Here is a 19,405-nt window from a genome sequence, read left to right as displayed (position 1 = left end):
GGGCAGAAATTACCCCCCCGGCGGCAGGGGGGGCGATGCGCGCGGTCTTCAATCAGTGCAATGGCGAGAGGGCTTGCGCCGAACGGGTGCTGCTCAGGTAGCGCCAGAACAGCAGGGCAAAGACGATGTCGCTCGCCGCCAGTGCCGGCAGCGGCCAGGCAATGGTGCCCGCCAGCCAGTGGCTGGTGATGACCGCGACCACGAGGATCTTCAGCGCAATCCCCAACACGATGTAGGGGCGATAGCGCACCGGGTCGCGGCTGATCATCCAGTAGGCCCAGCCGAACATCAGCACCACGATCATGGTGATCTGGATGAACAGGCCGGTGGCCGGGGTCATCTGCAAGCCCATCAGTTGGGCGACCGGCTGCGTGGCCACCAGCAAGGGCAGGCCCGCCAGGATGTTGAAGCCGGCGGCGATACTGAACAGGGTGCGGGCGTAAGCGTTGGACATGGAGTACTCCTCGATAGGGTCGGACAAGGCTCAGCCCAGCAGCCTGAGCAGGGTGGGGTAGCGGTTGGGGAACAATCGGCTCAGCCAGAACAGGGTGCTGGACTTGTTGCCGGTGATGACCCGGCGGCTGCCGTGGCGCATGCCGTGGATGATGTCGGCGGCGCAGTCGGCGGGCGGGGTCAGCAGCATCTTGTCGGCCAGGCGGGCGAACTTCGCTTCCTCCTCGCCTGCGGCCTTGCAGCGCCGGCCGGCCCGCTCGATGTTGGTCCTGATGCCGCCGGGATGGACGCTGATGGCGCGCACGCCGCTGCCCTTGAGTTCGGCCCAGAGGCATTCGGTCAGGCCGCGCACGGCGAACTTCGACATGTTGTAGGCGCTTTGCGTGGGGTAGCTGAGCAGGCCGAACACGCTGGAGATGTTGACGATGCAACCTTCACGCTGGGCCAGCATCGTCGGCAGAAAGGCCTTGGTGCCGTACAGCACGCCCCACAGGTTGATGCCCAGTTGCCACTCGAACTCTTCGATGCTGGTGTTGGCCACGGTGCCGATCACCGTGGCGCCGGCATTGTTGATGACGTAGTGCACCGTGCCGAAATCGCGCATGACCTCTTCGGCATGCTCCTGGAATGCCGACCAGGACGAAACATCCAGCGTGTAGCCCCGGGCCTGGCTCGCTTCAGGGAGCAAGCCCAGGGTGGCATCGAGGCTCGAACGGTCGATGTCCGAGAGCGCCAGCAGCGCTCCCTCCCGGGCCAGTTGCACAGCCAGTTCGCGACCGATACCGGAGCCGGCGCCGCTGATCACCACCACTTTGTTGTTGAACATCTTGGCTACCTCTTTCATGGCAGGGGGGGGCGGTTACTTGCTCAGGATGTGAATCGCCACCGCCGCTTCTTCGACGCCCTGCAGGCCGCCGCCGTTTTCCTGTATGGCATGCCGCGCGCCTTCGACCTGGCGCTTGCCGGCTTCGCCGCGTAACTGGGTCACCAGTTCATAGAGCTGGCCGATACCGGTGGCGCCCAGCGGATGGCCCTTGGATTCGAGACCGCCGGAGGTGTTGACCGGAACGCGCCCGCCCAGGGTGAACTCGCCACGTTCGGCGGCCGGGCCGCCTTCGCCGGGGGCGACGAAGCCGAGGTTCTCCACCTGGATGATTTCGCCCATGGCCGAGGCGTCGTGCACTTCGGCCACGTGCATGTCGCGGGGGCCGAGGCCGGCCTGTTCATAGGCCATTTTGGCGGCCAGGCGCCCGACGTGGAGCTCGGGCTGATCGAGGCGACGGTTGCTGAAACTGCGGATCACGCTGGCCGCGACCTTGATGCAACGGCTCTTGTCGGCACCGATGCGCTTGAGGCCTTCCTCGGTGCAGAGAATGGCGGCGGCAGCGCCGTCGGACAGAGGGGCGCACATCGGCAGGGTGATCGGGTACGTGATGGGCGGCGCCGCCAGGATCTCTTCGATGCTGAAAGGCCGACGGAACTGCGAGTAAGGGTTGTGCACCGAGTGGGTATGGTTCTTCGCCGACACCGCGGCAATCTGCCGTTGCGTGGTGCCATAGGTGCTCATGTGGTGCCGGCACATCGCAGCGTAGATGGCCATGAACTTGCTGTAGGGTTTGTCCGACTCGCTGCCTTCGGGCACTTCGACCCCTTCGCCCATTTGCACCAGGGTCTGGTAGTTCTGCTCGGCGCGGGAGATGTCCCAGCCGGCTTCGAAAATCGAGAGGGCCTTGAGCTTGTCGGCGATGTTCATCTTCTCGGCGCCGATCGCCAGCGCCACGTCGGTGGTGCCGGCCTTGAGGCTCTGCACGGCCAGGTTGAAGGCGGCACTGCCCGAGGCGCAGGCGTTTTCGATGTTGTAGATGGGGATGCCTTCGATGCCGACCTTGCTCAGTACCACCTGGCCGGGGATGGCGATCTGGCCTTGCAGCGGGCCATTGGTCATGCCGGCATAAAAGGCGATGCCCAGGTCTTCGGTGCGGCACCCGGCATCCTGCAATGCGCCATTGAGCGCTTCGCGCGCCAGGTCATCGAGGCTGCGTTCGAGGTGTCGGCCGAAGACGGTCATGGCGATGCCGGCGATATAGACGGTGCTCATGAAAATTCCTTGTGATGAGTCAGGGAAGCAAGCTGGAGGCCCGGGCCCTGCACCGGACGCAGTCGCCGATGCAGGCCAGGGCCGGTTACAGGCGTCAGATGTTTCGATCCAGGTTTTGCCAATAGGGCTGGCGCAGGTCTTTCTTCAACACCTTGCCCACCGGGCTGCGCGGCAGGCTGTCGACGAAATCGACCGACTTGGGCGCCATGACGTGCCCCAGCCGTTCCTTGCACAAATCGATCAGTGCCTGGGCGCTGACGCTCAGGCCGGGGTTGAGCTCGACCACGGCCTTGACCGCTTCGCCCCATTTCTCGTCCGGTACACCGATCACCGCGCAGTCCTGTACCGCCGGATGGCTCCACAGCACTTGCTCGACTTCGCTGGGGTACACGTTGAAGCCGCCGGAAATGATCATGTCCTTCTTGCGGTCGGTCAGGTGCAGGTAGCCTTCGGCGTCGATGTGGCCGATGTCGCCGGTGTGCAGCCAGCCGTCGATGAGGGTTTCGGCGGTCTTGTCCGGCTGCTTGTAGTAGCCCTTCATGACCAGGTCGCCGCGCACGCAGATCTCGCCGGTGGCACCGCGTGGCAGGATCCGCTGGTCATCGTCCATGACCTCCACGCGGATCAGCGGGTAGGGACGGCCAACCGATGACAGGCGCTCGTCGCTGGCCAGCTGGCCGTCGACCAGGTGCTCGTCGGGGCGCAGGAAGGCGATGCTGGCTGGGGCTTCGGTCTGGCCGTAACCGCCGGCCATGATCGGGCCGAACACCTCGATGGCCTTTTTCAGTTTCTGCACCGACATCGGGGCCGCGCCGTACATCAGGTACTTGACCGAGGACAGGTCGAGCGTCTCGATGCCGGGCATTTCCAGCAGCTTGTAGATCACCGTCGGCGGCAGGAAGAACTCGGTGACCTTGTGCTGCATGATCGCGCCGAGCATCACCGCCGGGTCGGGCCTGGTCACCACGACCACCGTGCCGCCCTGGGCGGTGCACGGCACGGCCAGCAGACCTGCCGTGTGGGTCATGGGCGCGGCGGCCAGGTTCACCGGCGTCTCGCCATTGCGGTAGGCGCAGGCCAGCATGAAGTGGGCGATGAAGGTCTGCGTGCTGCGGTGCGTATTCATCACCCCCTTGGGCATGCCGGTGGTGCCGCCCGTGGGCGAGAGCATGATCACGTCGTCCATGTCGTAGCCGACTTCAGGACGGGTCGAGGGCTGCTGCGCGCTCCAGCGTTCCAGCGACGGCGCATCGCGACCTTCGGCATCGATGCAGACCCAGTGCCGGATCTTCGGCAACGACGGACGCAGGTCGTCGATGATCGCGGCGAACTCGTCCTGGTAGAACATCACCTCGCAATCGAAGGCATCGAGGATGTAGTGGTTCTCTTGCGCCGAATTGCGCGCATTGACCGGTATCCAGGTCATGTTGGCGCGCCACAGGCCCAGGGTGCAGGCCCAGGCGGTGACGTCGTTGGCCGACCACACCGCGCCCTTGGTTTCCTTGGGCAAGCCCAGGGCCAGCAGGGTGTTGGCGATGCGACAGGACAACGCACCGACTTCCTCGAAGGTGTAGGACCGCGCGCCCTGGATATAGGCGATACCGTCCGGGTTCAAACCCCAGCCGCGGTCGTAGAAATCAATGATGGCCATGAAGGACTCCCGTGCCGTCGATCAGAGCTGGGTGACCGTGGCCCGTGCCAGGCCACGCTCTTGCAGGAAGCCCAGCAGGTAGCGATGCCCGAATGCCTTGGAGCCGGAAGCAAAGCCGACCCTGGAGGTTTCGCCATCGATCAGCTTGATCGCGGCGGCAACCTGCAAGGCCCCGGTGGCGATGTAGGCGGTGGTGCCATGCACGGTGGCACGCACGGCCGACAGCTGGCCGCGGCCGATGGCGGTGTCGACCATGCGCACGGTGGTGGTGCGCTCGCGCGGTGGCATGCTCGGCGTGGTCGACTGAACGATCTGCTTGAGCACTTCATCCTGATGCTCTACCGGCAGGTGCTTGTATTCGGCGTCCCACTTCTGACCCAGACCATGCACCATCTTCATCACGTCGTTGTCGTAGAAGCCGACGCAGGAAACACAGGAGCGCACGCGCGGGTCGTTCTCGAAATACACCGGCAATGAGGTGCCGCCCCATGGCAGGGCGAAGACCGGTTGCAGGAACTCGGGTGAAGGAATGCTGAAGGAGGTGCCGACGGCGTGCGGGACCAGTTTCTTCTCCCACAGGTAGCATTGCTCGGCGCGATACATCTCGAAGATGGAGGCGGTCGAGCCCACGGTCACACCGGCACCGACGCCGCGCGGGCCACGGCACAGGGTCGAGGTTTCCAGGGCGTCGATGCCCGGCGTTTCCAGGGCCAGTTCGGCGGCGATTTCCGCGTAGGTGAACATGTAGGACAGCGACGGGGAGACCAGCAGGCCGGCCTGGGCATAGAGATGGCCGAACTTCTCCCGCACTTCGCGCATGTAGCTTTGCTCGCCGGTGGTATCCAGGTGATGGCAGCCGGCCTTGAGCGCGGCCTCGACGGTGGTCAGGCCGAATTTGACGAACGGGCCGACGGTGTTGCAGACCACCTTGGCGCCACGGAACGCCTCGGTCAGCGCCTCGACCGTGTGTTCGGCTTCGATGACTTCATAGGTAGCCGACTCCAGGCGCACCACGCGCTGGGCCATCATCTCGTGCACGCGTCCGGCATTGCGTGCCACGGCGGTGAAGGGGATGTTCTGGTCGATCAGCCAGTCCATGGTGAGCATGCCGGTGTAGCCGCTGGCGCCATAAACGACGACGGGATATTTAGCCATTTTCGTATCTCTCTTGTTTTTAGAAGCTTGTTTTTGGGGGGAGGAGCAGGGCCGGAGTCAGTACTGCGACCAGCCTTCGGCATAAAGCTGTTGGCACAGCAGGCCAACACGCATGGTGATGATGGCGTTCTCGCCGTCTTCGATCAGGGCGGCGCGGGCATCGCGGAAAATCTTCTCGATCGGGTATTCACGGGACGTACCGGCACCGCCGAACAGCTGCAGCGCTTCATGGGCGACCTTCATGCAGGCTTCAGTGACGGTCACCTTGGCCGACGCCGTGGCGTAGGGATGGCTCTGCGGTGACAGGCGGGCGAACGCCAGGGAGCGTCGGGCCACCGCGCGTGCCAGTTCGACCTGACGCAGCATGTCGCCCAGTCGATAGCGGGTGAGCTGATGGTCGATCAGCAACTGGCCGCCCTGTTTGCGTTCATGGCAGTACTGCAAGGCCATTTCGAACGCCGCGCGCGCTACCCCGGTGAACACCTGGGACATGTGCGTGCCGGCGTAGGACCAGGCCGAGGACTGATTGCCGTAGTATTGATCCTTGCCGGCGATGGCGAAGCGCGTCGGTATTTTCACGTTGTCGAAATAGACTTCGCCCTGGGGCAGCGAGCGCTGGCCGATCTTGTCCAGCGGCTTGCCGCGCGATACGCCGGGCAGGTCCAGGGGCACGATCACGGCGACGCCGTTGGGGCGGCCGTCGGCGTCGAAAAAGCCGTCGCCATAGTCGGCGGTGATGTAGGCCAGCGCTACCTGCGCCACGGCCCCGTTGGAGACCCAGGCCGAGCACTGGCCGTTGAGGACGATCTCGTCCTTGCCGACTCTGGCCGTGAGGGTGCCCTTGTTGCCGGACTGACCCTGGGGCCATTCGCGCTTCATGTCATAGACCATGATGTCGCTGCCCTTGTCCGGATGAGTGATCATCCAGCAGCCGATCTTGCCCTGGCACAGTTCCACCAGCTCCTGATTGCCCACGGCCTTTGCCATGCGCAGCGGGAAACCGGCGACCGCCAGGGAAACGGCCAGGCCGGCATCGCCCCAGCCCATTTCCTCGCCAATCAGCGACTCCAGGCGCACGGCGGTTTCGGCGGGAAACTGCGTCAGCAGTTCCGGGTCCAGACCCAGCTGTGCCGCTTGGGCGAACACCGACCAGAAAGGCGAGCCGGGTGCGCAGACATCGGCCGCTTGCATCTTGTCGAGGGCCTGGCCGACCGGGCGCAGCACGTTCCTGGCGAACTGATGCACCGATTGCTGGATGGCCGCTTCTTCTTCGCTCAATGGCGTTTCAAAACCCGTCAGGCCAACGGCGGGTAACTGCAAGGTGTCATGTAATGTGATCATTGGCGCTTGCTCATCCGGGGAAGGAACGAACCCACGCAATCGACCGCGTGGGGGCTGGAACATGGACGCCATGATGGTTCTTCCCGGGATCGACAACTCACTGGAAAAGGGGGCATATTTGTCAAAATCTGCTCATCAGGGAGCGCCGGTGACGCCGCAACAGAAAGTCCATGAAGTGTTGGGACTGCCCATGGTCGGTGGCCTGGTGTGCAACCAGATGCCGCTGTATGCCGAGCGCTATTTTCTGCACGAGACAGACCTCGACATGCCCCCGGTGGGGGTCATGACCCTGCTCACTCAATTCGGTGGTTCGCGGGTGGAAGAGGGCACGGACGAGACGTCGCGTCTGAGCACCTTGCCCAGCATGTCGATGCTGATGCCGGCCCACTGCGCAACCCATTGGCGCTACTCGGGCAGCGTGGACTTCGCGGTGTTCTACATTCCCGAGCGCAGTGACGGTGTGTTTGGCCAGTTGCTGGAGTGCTGTGCCAGGACCCAGGCACCGCTGGCCTTCAGCGACGCACTGGTCAGTGCGGCGGCCCGGCAGCTGCTCGATGAGCTGAATATGGGAAAACAGGCCGACCAGGGGTTCATGGCGCGGCTGGCGGCGGTGATGCTCGAACAGGTGTGCCGTGCGCTGCGCCTGCAGACCCCGGGTTCGATCAACCCGCCGCATATTCAACTGGCGCGTCTGCAATCGGTGGTGGCTTACATGCGCGAACACCTGGCCGAAGACTTGTCGATCAACCAGCTGGCGACCCGGGCCGGGGTCAGCCCGGCGCATTTTCGCCGGCTGTTCGACAATGCCATGGGCATCGCACCTCACCGGTATGTGATGAACCTGCGGCTCGAGCACGCGCGAGAACTGCTCATGCAAACCGACCTGCCCATCCTGCATGTAGCGCTGGCGTGCGGGTTCAGTTCACAAAGCCACCTGACAGCCGCCTTCAAGACGGCCCACGGAACCACGCCGGCCCAGTTTCGCGCCCGGTCCGGCGTCGGTCGCGGCTGAGAGCGGGTCAGTGCAGCGAGGCGAAACTCACCGCAGGCCGGAAGCAGGTGTATGGATGGGATTTGCACGGATCGTCGGGCAGATAATGCGATTGCAACCAGACTTCCTTGATCGGGGTGATGGTTACCAGCATCGCGGTCAGCGATGCAATGACACACAGCATTATTATTATTTTCATAGGCTCACCTGTTCGCGAACGTGAAGGGCGCAACGGATTGTCATGTGTTGAAAATAATGCAGCCGGGGTTTTGCGGCCCCCCCCAACGCAGGGGGGGGGAGGGGCTCAGTGCTCGTTGTTTGTCTCCCTGGAGGCTGCAGTCCGGACTTGCCCTGGCTTGCCTGCCCCCTGTTTGCGACGCTTGCTCACCACTTTGCTCGCCGGGATCGGTGGGGGCATCTGCCTGGCCGCCTCACTCATTTCTTCGTAGGAGTCCAGCAGGCAGCGCGCGAGAAAGTCCGGATCGGAAACGATGTTCGGCGAGCTGGTCAACGAGATGAACATCTTCCCGCAGTAGCTGGTCGGGTTCCAGATCAGTGACATGCCATCGGCCAGCGGGCCCATGCCGCCCCAGTGCACAAGCTTCGCCCCGAGCAGGTAGAGTTCAGTGTTGGGGCCGGGGACGTTGGTCACCATGCAGTTGTGCAGCAAGACCGGGCCCTTGCCACCCCCGCCGGTCAGTGTCGCCAGTCGGCCGGCAAGGCCTTGCCGCCCGAGGTGTCGCAGGCCTTTGTCGCGGTGTGGCAGCAAGCCATCCATCTGGCGCAAGGCGTAGTCGAACAGGCTATGGATGAGCAACGTCTGGTGCTGGATGCCGAACGCGAGCGGGTGGCGGCCGTCGAAGACCAGGCGCGTCAGGATGCGGCGCAGTTTCGCCAGCAGGCGGCGGAGGCGGTGACCGGGCGCCAGGCGGTCGAGTTGCGCCTGGCCGACCTGGAACTATTGCTGACTCAGCGCCAGACGCAGATCGAGGACCTGCTGCAGCAGCGTGAAGATTTGCTGCTCGAGCGCCGTGAAGTCCAGCGGCAGCATCAGACGTTACAGCAGGAGCTGCAGGCGCTGCGGCTCAAGGCCGAGCAGGAACGCGTGGTGCAGGAGAGCTACGTCCGCGGCGTGGAGGATCGTGCGCACCGCGAGGTCGACCGCGCCCGGGAGGAGGGCAAAGCCGTGACGGCCTAATTCAAGGAGTCCGGGCGGCATGTCGAGCAGATGCAACGACGGTTGGAGTCGACTCAAAACGAGCTCAGTCAGACCCAGCAACGTGCTGCAGCACAGCAGGCTCGCTCCGAAACGCTGGAGCAGCAACTGACGCAACTACGTCAGGCTCCCGCGCCCAAGCGTAAGCCAAGATCCCGAAAACCTGCGGCGTCAATGTCCAATCCCTGAAGGTAGGCGACACCAAGTTTGTGGGAATCCCCGCGGACATCATTGGCGTCCGTTTTAAATTCGATATGGAAGACCCCGATTGGCGCGAGAAAGCCGACCGAGAGATTGTTGAAAAATTGATTGAGAAGCTGACCTGAGAGTTCTCCGACGAGGCCGTGGATATCACTGATGGTCGATTGGAGCCCCAACGCTGATATCAAGAGGGTGACTTGGCCGAACGCTTACCGTTCATATGCTACCGCGTAGGAACGACTCATATGCGAGAAGGCCAATCGCCGCTTCACTCAGCTGTGCGCTGTGAACGGCAGCTAACCCAATCCGGCCGTTCAGTTCCGGCATCTAAACGAATGTGTGGTCACTGAGGGAGTCCAAGGCTCTGGGGAGCTAAATGTGACTCGCATAGAGATTGGAGGGTTAAATGACTCGTTCAAGAAACCTAACCCCCATCTCCATTGAGCAAATTGTCTTAATCCTTGATGGTCGGTCCGCAAGATTGATTTGGGGCTTGCTGATCCTGGTCGTCGCTGGTCATTTACGAGGTGCCTATTCCACGGTCTTTTTCATTGGCTGGTCAACGTTCAACAGTTTCTGTTGACTGAGGTGGCTGTTATCAGCGTCGATGTCCACCTCGTTCAGCAGGTCTGATGCGCTTGAGCCGTCCTCGATCCGGTGTAGCCAATACAGCACTGCCTTCTTCATGAACCAATGCGGTGTTCGATCCAGAACTGCAGCGGCCTGCTTGATCCTCTTTCTGGTTGCAGGGTCGAGCTTGATGCCTGACGTCGATGAGCTCACTCGCATCTTCCTTTCTCAATATCTCAAGAGGCTATGGTGGCTATCGGGTACACAGTTGCTTTCGCGTTGTAGCGATAGGCAAGCAGCAAGCCGATGTACCAGATGGGCATCACGTACAGGGCGGTGCGGGTATCCGGTTCCAGTGCAAGAAGGCACAGGACGAACATCAGGAACGCCAGGGAAATCCCTGCCGTGAACTTGCCACCAGGGAGCTTGAAGGTTGAGCGCACGTGGGCTTCGGGGTTGCTGCGGCGGTAGGCGAAGTACGACAGCAGAATCAACGACCAGGTGACGATAACCATGACAGCCGAAATCGTCGAAACCAGGGTGAAGATCACCATGATGTCCGGGATGGCGAATAGCAGCGTCAGCGCGATCGCCATGCAAAGGCCCGAGAACACCAGTGCGCGGGCCGGTGTGCCGGAGCCCGATAGGCGTCCGAAGGCCTGCGGTGCCTGCTTGTTGTGAGACAGGCCGTAGAGCATGCGGGAGCCCGAGTACACGCCGCTGTTGGCCGAGGAGGCCGCCGACGTCATCACTACGAAGTTGATCATCCCAGCGGCAGCCGGCAGGCCGCCCAGCAGGAACAGCTCGACGAAGGGGCTGCGGTTTGCGGGCACGTTGGCCCAGGAGATCACGCTGATGATGCATGCAAGCGCAGTGACGTAGAACAGCAGGATGCGCAGAGGGATGGTGTTGATGGCCTTGGGCAGCGTTTTCTCCGGATTGTGGGCTTCAGCTGCGGCGGTGCCGAGAAGCTCTGTGCCAACGAACGAGAAGATGGCGATCTGGAAACCAGCAAGGAAACCCAAGATGCCATGCGGCATCACGACGCCGGGCGCTACCAGGTGGCTAAAGGACGCGGTTACCCCGGCAGGGGACGTGTAGGACGTGGCCACCATCACCAGCCCGGTGACGACCAGGGCGACGATGGCGATGATTTTGATCAGGCCGAACCAGAACTCCACCTCACCGAAAGCCTTCACGGCCAGCATGTTGAGTACCAGGAGCAGGAACATGGTGCTGAACGCTGGAATCCATGTGGGTAGGTTCGGATACCAGTATTGAAGGAACCCTGCGACTACCACCACGTCACCGACGGCGACTACCACCCAACTGAGCCAGTACGACCAGGCCAGTATGAATCCTGCGCGTGGCCCGAGGTAATGGTGGACAAGCTCTGCAAAAGAGCCCATTTCAAGGTTGGCGAGAAGCATTTCTCCCATCGCCCGCATGATGCAAAAGACGAAGAACCCAATGATCGCGTAGACCAGGATGATTGAGGATCCGGAGAGCGCAATCATCTTCCCTGATCCCATGAAGAGACCCGTGCCGATGGCGCCGCTGATGGCAATCAGCTGAATATGACGATTTTCCAGCCGCCTTTTAAGTGTTCGTCCGTCGCCGTGAGTCGCGTCTTGCGAGTTGCAGGTTTGATGCATAACTGACCTCTTATTTTTTTCTGAGAAAACCTCTACCTCCTTCCTTATGGAAGGTGATTTATGTGGGCATAAGTAATGTTGCACCTCATAAAACGGAGGGTTTGGTTAATACGCAGACGAGAAAAGCAAATTCCAGCGCAAGGGCCTGACCAAACTGTCAGGTGATTGAACTCTAGAGACGCGGTGTGCTTGTTGCCGTTGTTGGATCCTGCCCCGGTCGCCTAGAAGTGCCCATTTTGCCAGCCATAGTTGTCAACCGGAACGCTACAAAATGTTATGCGCGAAGGTCTGACTTATCACTTTGCATAACCTTTGTTGCATTTTGATAAGTCGCGCAAATCAAGGTACGAGTGGCCCAATTCGGACTACATCTTGAAGGTCGACAGCAGGATGCTGGTTTCAGTGTTGTCGATGTACTGAATGGAGCGAATGGTGTTGAGCGCCTTGTCAAAGGCCTCAAGTGTTTCGGCCCGAAGCTCTGCCATCAGGTCCCATCGGCCGTTGGTGGTATGGATGGCGACTACGGCGGGATGCCCACGTAGTGCGTGTTTGACCTCGGCGGCATGATGGCCACTGATAGCAATACTGGTGATTGCCCTGACCCCTCGCTCTATCGCATCGGACTGAAGGCGGATCGTGTAGCCCATGATGACGCCGCTCTCTTCGAGCTTGGTGAGGCGATTCTGCACAGTGGCCCGAGCGACCCTGAGCTTCTTGGCCAACGTCATAACAGGGGTGCGGGCATTGTCCCGCAGTAGAGCGATGAGCTCCCGATCAATGTTGTCCATCATACGCACGCTATCCAGATTGCTATTTTTAGTGAGCAAAGTGTCTAGAAAACTGCAAAATATGGCAACCTGTACGCTTCATTTTGTATCAGCCTTTCATCAGAATCTTGGAGGTGGCAAGAACTCTTACTTGGCGCCCGCTAAGCACTACTTCAAGGCGGGCGCACTTATTTAGGTGCTTAGCAATGACGCATTTCATCGACGTCCCCACGATGTCTGACCTGGTTCATGACATTGGCGTAGTTCAGTTCTTGGGTGAGCTTTCCGAGGTTATTCGCGAAGACTTCAAGCGCTGGCCGGAGTTCGACAAGTCTGCCCGCGTGGCAAGCCATTCAGATGTCGGGGTGATTGAGTTAATGCCCGTGGCGGATCACAGCCAATATGCGTTCAAGTATGTAAACGGCCATCCCTCCAACACCTTCAAAGACCTTCATACCGTGATGGCATTCGGGGTGCTGGCTGATGTCAACACGGGCTACCCCGTGCTGCTTTCTGAGCTGACGATTGCGACGGCTTTGCGTACCGCCGCTACCTCGCTGATGGCCGCCAAAGCACTTGCCCGTCCAGACGCTCGAAAGATGGCGTTGATCGGCAACGGTGCTCAAAGTGAGTTCCAGGCACTGGCCTTCCACAAGCACCTCGGCATCCAGGAGATCGTTGCATACGACACCGATCCGCTCGCGACTGCGAAGCTGATCAGGAATCTCCAGGAGTACCCCGAGCTTAAAATCACCCGTGCGCAGAGTGTTGCCGAGGCGGTACGGGGTGCGGACATCATCACCACCGTCACCGCAGATAAGGCCTACGCGACCATCATCACGCCTGAGATGCTCGAGCCGGGGATGCACCTGAACGCCGTTGGCGGTGACTGCCCGGGTAAAACCGAGCTCCATGCCGACGTCCTTCGCCAGTCCAGGGTCTTTGTGGAGTACGAGCCGCAGACCCGTATTGAAGGCGATATCCAGCAGCTTGAAGCTGACTCGCCCGTCGTCGACCTGTGGCGTGTGCTCACGGGTGATCAGGAAGGCCGTCAGAGCGCAGAACAGGTCACGGTGTTCGACTCCGTGGGCTTCGCTCTCGAAGACTATTCGGTTCTGCGTTACGTGCTTCAACAGGCTGAAAAACGTGGGATGGGTACGAAGATTGATCTCGTTCCATGGGTAGAGGACGACCCGAAAGACCTGTTCAGCCACACCCGTGGCCGCGCTGCCAAAAAACGCATCCGACGCGTTGCATAACTCTACGATCAGTCTCCTATATCGGTATTTCTTGATGGCATTTCCAACGCGTTCGATTCAAGCGCCTGCGGCTGTGGTGATGGTCAGGCCGCACGCCTTTACTCCTAATCCGGAAACGGCTGCAGATAACTCGTTCCAAAGCTCAAATCCTGACATCGCCGCTCAAACCCTTTCCGAGGTTGCGCGTGATGAGGTCACTCAGGCCGCAGAGCGGCTGGAAGCTGAGGGTGTGCGGGTTCATCTCTTTGATGACTTCGGCGAGAAAAACACCCCGGACTCCGTCTTCCCGAACAACTGGTTCTCGACCCACCCAGGTGGTCACATCGCGGTCTACTCGATGTACTCCCCGAACCGCCGTCGGGAGAGGCGTGCCGATGTCATCGAGATGCTCAAGCAGGAGTACCGGGTTCAGGACGTGATCGACTACTCGGGCCTGGAACAGGATGAGCTGTTCCTTGAGGGCACCGGAGCCATGGTGTTCGATCACATGTCCAGGGTGGCGTACACGGCTCGCTCGAACCGAGCCGATCCGATTGCACTGGAGCGGTTCAGCACCCACTTCAACTTCGAGCCCATGGTGTTCGACACGGCGGACGAGAAAGGGGCGCCGGTCTATCACACCAACGTCTTGATGTGTGTCGCGACTGAATTCGCCCTGGTGGGTTTCGGCACCTTCACGAAAAAGGCTCGTGCTGAAGAGGTTCGAATGCGTTTGATGGAGTCAGGTCGAGATGTCATCGATCTGACCAACCAGCAGATCAACGAGTTTGCCGGCAACGCAATCGAGCTCTCTGGTCGAGACGGTCGAATCCTGGCCCTCTCGCGCAGAGCCTTCAACAGCCTCACGGCAGAGCAGCGTCAACGTATCGAGCGGTCGGCCAGGTTGGTGCCGTTGGACGTTCCGACCATTGAAATGGCCGGAGGCTCTGTTCGTTGCATGATCGCAGGTATCCACCTGTCTCCTCGAAAGTAACCTCAACGAGGCGACCATCATCCCCACCCTTGTCAGGTGGTGATGATGGTCTTTAGCTTGCGCAGCTGTCGAGGCCTTGGTGCGTGTTCGCGACGTTGATGCTCAAGGTCATTCGCGCACAGGGGCCAACCGAGCGCATCAGTCGAGCCAATCGTGTGGGGCTTGAAAAAGGCGATTTGCTGCGTCTGGTCACTGCCAGCGGCGGTGGTTGGGAGCCGGCAAAAGCGCGGAGCCTGGAGGCTATCCAGGATGATGTAAAAAACAATACATCTCGGTCGAACAAGCCCGGCGCTACTATCCCGAGCAGATTTCATCTGCATAGCTGAACCGGAGCTTGTGAGTGACAGCGCCGGCAACGGCAACGGCATCGGTACACGCGCGCCCGTCACTGTATTTCGATGAGCCGACCCATGTGTTTCATCTGGCCTTCCTCGGCAGCGATCAGGCGTGCAATGCATTCCTTGAACAATGCTGCCCTGGCGCCCTGGACCTGAATGCCGCCCAAGGCATTATCCAACTCGATGGCCATGCACTGAAGTGGGAGCGCCATGCCGAGTTTTTCACCCTGACGCTGGTGGTCACTTCATCTTGTGATGACTTGTCCTGGACAACGCTGCCCGAGGTGCTGGCGTCAAAGGTTGAAGTGAATTTGCCGGCGCGGATCAACTCTGTGCAGATCGTAGTGCGTGGTGAAGCCGGCCTGGATCTGTCCCGTTATGGCTTCAAGGATCCGAGCGGTTCTTGCGTAGGTGGTGGCGATGCAATGGTCTGGAGTGATTGTCGCCTGAGCGAGGATAGCAACAACCACATGTTGTTCGTCAACCGGCGCCTGAACGCCTACCGTCAGGGGCGGATGATACGCCGCCTGCTTGAAATCGAGACCTCTGGGATGATGGCCTCGTTATCGTTGAACCGGTCGACGCAACAGATTGGCTAAATCGTTCAGGGGGGGGTGTCAATTTGTTCGTGAAGATACGCGTCGCTCCTTAGCCGTCGTACGCTGCTTCTACGTTACACAGAACTAGCAGCCGGGCCGGAGAACCAAATCGCTGGATAAACAGGTCTCACTGACCGATCCAGGTGCCCACTCCATGTTGACTCGCGGCACCAGAATCGTCGGCTACATTACAAGCAACCAATCACTGAACACGCAGTACGGATGCTATTGACTCTCCGGCTTCAAGGCGATCCAGCAGACCGGGTTCTGCACGATCACTGGCCAGTGCCTGGTCGATGACTGCGGCGAGTGCCTGACTACCAAGAATCAGTAAACCGTTATCGTCGCCGAGCACCAGATCACCCGGGTGCACCTGAACCCCGCCGCACTGCACCGGCACATTCAACTGGCTCTCGGCGTTGCCGTGCAGCTTGGTGGTCAGCAGGTTGGTGCCACGGGCAAAAACGGGCAGTCCGGCTTCGCGCAGTTCAAGGATATCGGTCACCAGGCCATCGACCACGATGGCTCTGGCGCCTCGCGCTCGAGCCGCACAGGCGGTGACTGTACCGACGCAGGCGTGACGTCGATCACCGTTCATGTCAATCACCAGCACGTCGCCGTCTTGAAGGCTTGCCAAGGCTCGGTTGACGGCAATGGCATCGGCATCGATCACGCTCAGCGTCACGGCACGACCTACCACTTTGACGGCGCTCAGCATGGAGCGAATCTCGGTGCTGACAAAGCCGTCTTCGAGCAAATGCCCGAGGGTGGCGAAGCTGACCTGATGGAGTTTTTCAAGCAATTGAGTAGTGGCGTTCATGGCTTACCTCTGCGGCGCGCAATCAATGAGTTCGGCCACGCAATCTATTTCCAGTGCCACCCCCCAGAGTGCCACGCAGACTGTGGTGCGTGCCGGCGGCGCATGGCCGAGCACCTCGGTATAGGCCCGATTGAAGGGTTCCAGTTGAGCAGGATCGGTGAGATAGCCGTTAACCTTGATCACGTGATCGAAGTCCGAGCCTGCCGCGATCAAAATGGCTTCCAGGTTGCGCAAGGTCTGGCGCACTTGCTCTTCGAAGCCTTCGGGTTGCTGGTCCAGTCCGCCTGTGGCGGGTATTTGACCGGCAGTGAACACCAGATGGCCGCTGACCACCGCCTGGGAGTAAGGACCGACCGGGCCGATTGTGCCGGGTGCTGCCTGGATACGCTTCATGAATGAACCTCGCTGAGAATAGGGGCCCGCCGACCCGGCATGGGCGGCGAGCCGGTGGCATCAGAACAATGCCAGGGTGTAGCTCACGAACAAGCGGTTCTGGTCCTGATTGGCGTCGGCTTCGGAGTGCAGAACGCCATAGCGCCAACCGAAACCCAGACCTGCGAACGTGCCGTCCTGGATAACGTAATCCAGGGCCAGGTCACGCTCCCATTCCTGCTGATCGCTACCAGAAGTGGTCTTGATCTGGCTGCCTTTGAGATAAACCATCGACGCGCGAAGACCCGGTACGCCCGAGGCGACGAAGTCATAGGCGTATTGGCCGAACCAGGTACGTTCGCCGGCCCGGTTGAAGCTGGTGAGCATGCGGTCGGTGAACAGATACAGGCTTGCGCCACCGGCCCCTTTGTCCACCAGGGAGCCCTGGTTGAGCTGGACGAAGTTGCTGCCGTCGGAAACGCTCTGGTAACCGCCGGTCAACGCGTGGCCACCAAGGCTGTAGGTGAAGAGGGCGCTCCAGGTGCGGTTGTCGATTTCACCGGCACCGTTTCGGCTATAGCCGCCGACCCGGTAACCTTCAGCCCGTCCGCTGGCTGAGCTGTTGGCACCGTCGGAAGATGTATCGAAGTAGCGTAGGTCGGTCTTCAACGACTGGCCTTCGCCCACTGCCAATACATGCTGCAGGCCGAAAAAATGCTGGATGTAGTAATCCTCGAGATTGGCCAGGTAATACTGGGCGGTCAGATCTTTGGTGGCTTTGTAATCGGCACCGGCGAAGAGAAACTCGTTGCTCTCCTGACTCCCACCGCTGACCGCCAACCCGGTGCTATCACTGGAGCCACGCCCGGTAGCGTGCTCCAGACGGCCGGCGGTCAAGGTCAGCTTGTCGAGATCGCTGCTGGTAATCTGGCCGCCTTCAAAGGTCTGTGGCAACAGGCGACCGTCGTTCGCTATCAGGATCGGCAGCTTGGGCGTCAGCGTGCCGTAACGCATTTCGGTCTTGTTCAAGCGGGCTTTGGCGGTCATGCCCAGGCGGCTCCATTCATCGGCAGCGCCATCACCATCAGTCGGGATCATCGAGCTGCCGCGATGGCGGCCTTGGCCGCTGTCCAGTGTCAGCCCCACCAGCCCCAGCGCATCGACGCCGAACCCGAGGGTGCCGTCGGTGAAACCGGAGGTGTAATTGAGCATGAGCCCCTGCGCCCATTCCTCGGTCTTGCTCTGACCGGCACTGCCGGGCCGGTCGCGGTAGTCGTTGTTGAAGTAGAAGTTACGCAGGCCCAGTGTGGCCTTGCTGTCGCTAATGAAATCAGCTGAAGCGACCTGGCTCAGGGTCAAAAGGCAAGCGCCGGCGCTCATGCCAAAAAGGTGCAGGGTTTTTTCCATGGTGTACGAATCCAGAGGGTGCGTGAATGGCAGCAGGATCAAGTGCAGGTGGATTTATTTTTGTTGTGGGTCACTTGGTGCTATTCAGCCCGCCCAGCGCTCAAGTCGCGCTTGAAGGTTTCGGTCAGCAGCAACAGGGCAATCAGGGAGATGACCGCAGAGCCGATCAGGTACCAGGCCACTGACGAGCCTTTGCCGGTCATCGCCAGCAGGGCTGTGGTCACGATAGGCGTGGCCGCGCTGCCCAGCAGCCCGGAAAGCATGTAAGCCACCGATAGGCCGGAGTAACGCACACGGGTGCCGAACAGTTCGGCGAGGAAGGTTGCGATGGGCCCGTAGTTGGCGGCGAACGCGGTCATCAACAGGCCATAGCCGAGAAACACCAGCGGCAGCTCGCGAGTATCCATCAGCCAGAACATCGGGAAGGCGACCAGCGCTTCACCGACGATGCCGGCGATGATCACTGGCTTGCGACCGAAACGGTCAGACAATGCGCCGAAGGCAGGCAAGAGCACGATGCACAGCGCACAGGAGGCCAGTACCACGCTGAGCATGATGGTGCGGCTGAAGCCCAGGGTCTGGGTTCCATAGGTCAGGCCGAAGGCGACAATGATGTTGAACGATGCGCCGGTCGACATGGTTGCCACGCCGCCGAGCAGGACTTGCTTCCAGTATTTGCTGAAGACTTCGGCCAGCGGCAGCTTGATTTGCGGCTCGCTGGTTTGAGCCTTGTGGAACGCAGGTGTCTCGGTGATGTTGAGGCGGATGTACAGGCCCACGGCAATCAGCAGTGCGCTGGCCAGGAACGGGATGCGCCAGCCCCAGGCAAGCATGTCTTCAGCGGGCAGCAGCCAGGCGATCGCGAGGAAGGCCAGGTTGGCAATCATGGTACCGGCCGGCACGCCGATCTGTACCCATGAGCCATACAAGCCACGCTGATTGGCGGGGGCATGCTCGACGGCCATCAACACCGCACCACCCCATTCACCGCCCAGGGCCAGGCCTTGAATGATCCGCAGGGTCAACAGCAGGATCGGTGCCCAGATGCCAATGCTGGCGTAATCCGGTAACAGACCGATGGCAAAGGTTGCCGCGCCCATGGTCAATAGCGAAATCAGCAGCATCGATTTGCGCCCAAGCTTGTCGCCATAGTGGCCGAACAAGGCAGCCCCGACGATGCGTGCACCATAAGCCGAAGCAAAGGTGCCGAACGCCAGGAGGGTGCCGATCAAGGCATCGAACGCCGGGAAGAAAATCTTGTTGAACACCAGGGCCGAAGCGGTGGCGAAAACAAACAGGTCGTACCATTCCACCGTGGTGCCAATGACACTGGCGACGGCGACTTTTTTCATGTTGACGCTGGGTTCGACCGTCGGGGTAGCGGTCTGGATGCACGCGGAGCTGTTCATGCCTTTTTTCTCCAAGTTGAGCGTCGGGCTCAGTGGATTGATTTATTGGTTGGCAGTGTGAGTAACGGTGGTGCTGTAGCTCGAGATCGGTTTTATTGTTTTTCAGGCGCAAGCGGGCCCTGCCTCCGAG

Annotated in this window: 19 protein-coding genes and 2 pseudogenes; 6 read left to right on the top strand and 15 right to left on the bottom strand. The window is 60.7% G+C overall.

The features are described 5' to 3' along the window. Nucleotides 1-52: 52 nt before the first annotated feature. The 6 genes from BSF40_RS18635 to BSF40_RS18610 form a co-directional block, all read right to left on the bottom strand. Nucleotides 53-454, bottom strand: coding sequence for a hypothetical protein (locus BSF40_RS18635; RefSeq protein WP_095966182.1), 402 nt, complete (start codon nucleotides 452-454; stop codon nucleotides 53-55). A 30-nt stretch (nucleotides 455-484) separates the two neighbouring features. Further along, the gene (locus tag BSF40_RS18630) at nucleotides 485-1,279 is read right to left on the bottom strand and encodes an SDR family oxidoreductase (RefSeq protein ID WP_095966181.1); all 795 of its coding nucleotides are present in this window, start codon (nucleotides 1,277-1,279) and stop codon (nucleotides 485-487) included. A gap of 33 nt (nucleotides 1,280-1,312) precedes the next feature. Beyond that, nucleotides 1,313-2,551 (bottom strand): thiolase family protein, encoded by a 1,239-nt coding sequence (locus BSF40_RS18625; protein WP_095966180.1) that lies wholly within the window; start codon nucleotides 2,549-2,551, stop codon nucleotides 1,313-1,315. Nucleotides 2,552-2,645: 94 nt separating this feature from the next. Continuing rightward, nucleotides 2,646-4,202: an AMP-binding protein gene (locus BSF40_RS18620; RefSeq protein ID WP_095966179.1), complete on the bottom strand. Its 1,557-nt coding sequence runs from the start codon at nucleotides 4,200-4,202 to the stop codon at nucleotides 2,646-2,648. Between the two features lie 21 nt (nucleotides 4,203-4,223). Further along, the gene (locus BSF40_RS18615; protein ID WP_095966178.1) at nucleotides 4,224-5,357 is read right to left on the bottom strand and encodes a trans-acting enoyl reductase family protein; all 1,134 of its coding nucleotides are present in this window, start codon (nucleotides 5,355-5,357) and stop codon (nucleotides 4,224-4,226) included. 57 nt (nucleotides 5,358-5,414) lie between these two features. After that, a complete protein-coding gene (locus BSF40_RS18610) occupies nucleotides 5,415-6,698 on the bottom strand; it encodes an acyl-CoA dehydrogenase family protein (protein WP_095966177.1) in 1,284 nt (427 codons plus the stop codon). A 148-nt stretch (nucleotides 6,699-6,846) separates the two neighbouring features. Here BSF40_RS18610 and BSF40_RS18605 point away from each other — a divergent pair, with 148 nt between their 5' ends. Then, complete coding sequence (locus BSF40_RS18605) at nucleotides 6,847-7,710, top strand: helix-turn-helix domain-containing protein (protein WP_095966176.1); 864 nt, start codon at nucleotides 6,847-6,849, stop codon at nucleotides 7,708-7,710. A gap of 7 nt (nucleotides 7,711-7,717) precedes the next feature. Here BSF40_RS18605 and BSF40_RS32735 read toward each other — a convergent pair whose 3' ends face one another. Together BSF40_RS32735 and BSF40_RS18600 are read right to left on the bottom strand one after the other, a co-directional pair. Further along, on the bottom strand, nucleotides 7,718-7,888 hold the full coding sequence (locus BSF40_RS32735; RefSeq protein WP_158247834.1) for a hypothetical protein: 171 nt from the start codon (nucleotides 7,886-7,888) through the stop codon (nucleotides 7,718-7,720). 105 nt (nucleotides 7,889-7,993) lie between these two features. After that, nucleotides 7,994-8,344: a WS/DGAT domain-containing protein gene (locus tag BSF40_RS18600; RefSeq protein ID WP_256585660.1), complete on the bottom strand. Its 351-nt coding sequence runs from the start codon at nucleotides 8,342-8,344 to the stop codon at nucleotides 7,994-7,996. A gap of 66 nt (nucleotides 8,345-8,410) precedes the next feature. Between BSF40_RS18600 and BSF40_RS18595 the strand changes: the two are divergent. Then, nucleotides 8,411-9,094: pseudogene (locus tag BSF40_RS18595) on the top strand (plasmid replication region); the annotation flags it as partial. A gap of 543 nt (nucleotides 9,095-9,637) precedes the next feature. Here the strand turns inward: BSF40_RS18595 and BSF40_RS18590 are convergent. From BSF40_RS18590 to BSF40_RS18580, 3 genes are all read right to left on the bottom strand, one after another. After that, nucleotides 9,638-9,889 (bottom strand): transcriptional regulator, encoded by a 252-nt coding sequence (locus tag BSF40_RS18590; RefSeq protein WP_095966224.1) that lies wholly within the window; start codon nucleotides 9,887-9,889, stop codon nucleotides 9,638-9,640. 23 nt (nucleotides 9,890-9,912) lie between these two features. Further along, the gene (locus BSF40_RS18585; protein ID WP_095966175.1) at nucleotides 9,913-11,331 is read right to left on the bottom strand and encodes an amino acid permease; all 1,419 of its coding nucleotides are present in this window, start codon (nucleotides 11,329-11,331) and stop codon (nucleotides 9,913-9,915) included. A 365-nt stretch (nucleotides 11,332-11,696) separates the two neighbouring features. Next, nucleotides 11,697-12,119, bottom strand: coding sequence for an Lrp/AsnC family transcriptional regulator (locus tag BSF40_RS18580; protein ID WP_095966223.1), 423 nt, complete (start codon nucleotides 12,117-12,119; stop codon nucleotides 11,697-11,699). Between the two features lie 185 nt (nucleotides 12,120-12,304). Here BSF40_RS18580 and BSF40_RS18575 point away from each other — a divergent pair, with 185 nt between their 5' ends. The 4 genes and pseudogenes from BSF40_RS18575 to BSF40_RS18565 all read left to right on the top strand — a co-directional run. After that, a complete protein-coding gene (locus BSF40_RS18575; protein ID WP_095966174.1) occupies nucleotides 12,305-13,357 on the top strand; it encodes an ornithine cyclodeaminase in 1,053 nt (350 codons plus the stop codon). Nucleotides 13,358-13,391: 34 nt separating this feature from the next. Next, nucleotides 13,392-14,330: a citrulline utilization hydrolase CtlX gene (gene ctlX / locus BSF40_RS18570; RefSeq protein ID WP_172435725.1), complete on the top strand. Its 939-nt coding sequence runs from the start codon at nucleotides 13,392-13,394 to the stop codon at nucleotides 14,328-14,330. Nucleotides 14,331-14,413: 83 nt separating this feature from the next. Further along, the gene (locus BSF40_RS32045; RefSeq protein WP_141249760.1) at nucleotides 14,414-14,656 is read left to right on the top strand and encodes a hypothetical protein; all 243 of its coding nucleotides are present in this window, start codon (nucleotides 14,414-14,416) and stop codon (nucleotides 14,654-14,656) included. A 14-nt stretch (nucleotides 14,657-14,670) separates the two neighbouring features. After that, nucleotides 14,671-15,240 (top strand): annotated as a pseudogene (locus tag BSF40_RS18565) (DUF3422 family protein); the annotation flags it as partial. 229 nt (nucleotides 15,241-15,469) lie between these two features. On the opposite strand, the gene BSF40_RS18560 reads toward BSF40_RS18565, so the two are convergent. From BSF40_RS18560 to BSF40_RS18545, 4 genes are all read right to left on the bottom strand, one after another. Continuing rightward, nucleotides 15,470-16,087, bottom strand: coding sequence for an RraA family protein (locus tag BSF40_RS18560; RefSeq protein WP_095966172.1), 618 nt, complete (start codon nucleotides 16,085-16,087; stop codon nucleotides 15,470-15,472). A gap of 3 nt (nucleotides 16,088-16,090) precedes the next feature. Further along, a complete protein-coding gene (locus BSF40_RS18555; RefSeq protein WP_095966171.1) occupies nucleotides 16,091-16,480 on the bottom strand; it encodes a RidA family protein in 390 nt (129 codons plus the stop codon). A 60-nt stretch (nucleotides 16,481-16,540) separates the two neighbouring features. After that, nucleotides 16,541-17,866: an OprD family porin gene (locus BSF40_RS18550; protein ID WP_095966170.1), complete on the bottom strand. Its 1,326-nt coding sequence runs from the start codon at nucleotides 17,864-17,866 to the stop codon at nucleotides 16,541-16,543. Between the two features lie 80 nt (nucleotides 17,867-17,946). Then, a complete protein-coding gene (locus BSF40_RS18545) occupies nucleotides 17,947-19,275 on the bottom strand; it encodes an MFS transporter (RefSeq protein WP_095966169.1) in 1,329 nt (442 codons plus the stop codon). Between the last annotated feature and the right edge of the window lie 130 nt (nucleotides 19,276-19,405).

Origin of the sequence: Pseudomonas sp. ACN5, from assembly GCF_002303975.1 — a bacterium.
GTDB classification, from domain to species: domain Bacteria; phylum Pseudomonadota; class Gammaproteobacteria; order Pseudomonadales; family Pseudomonadaceae; genus Aquipseudomonas; species Aquipseudomonas laurylsulfatiphila.
This window is presented reverse-complemented; position numbering and strand designations above follow the sequence as displayed.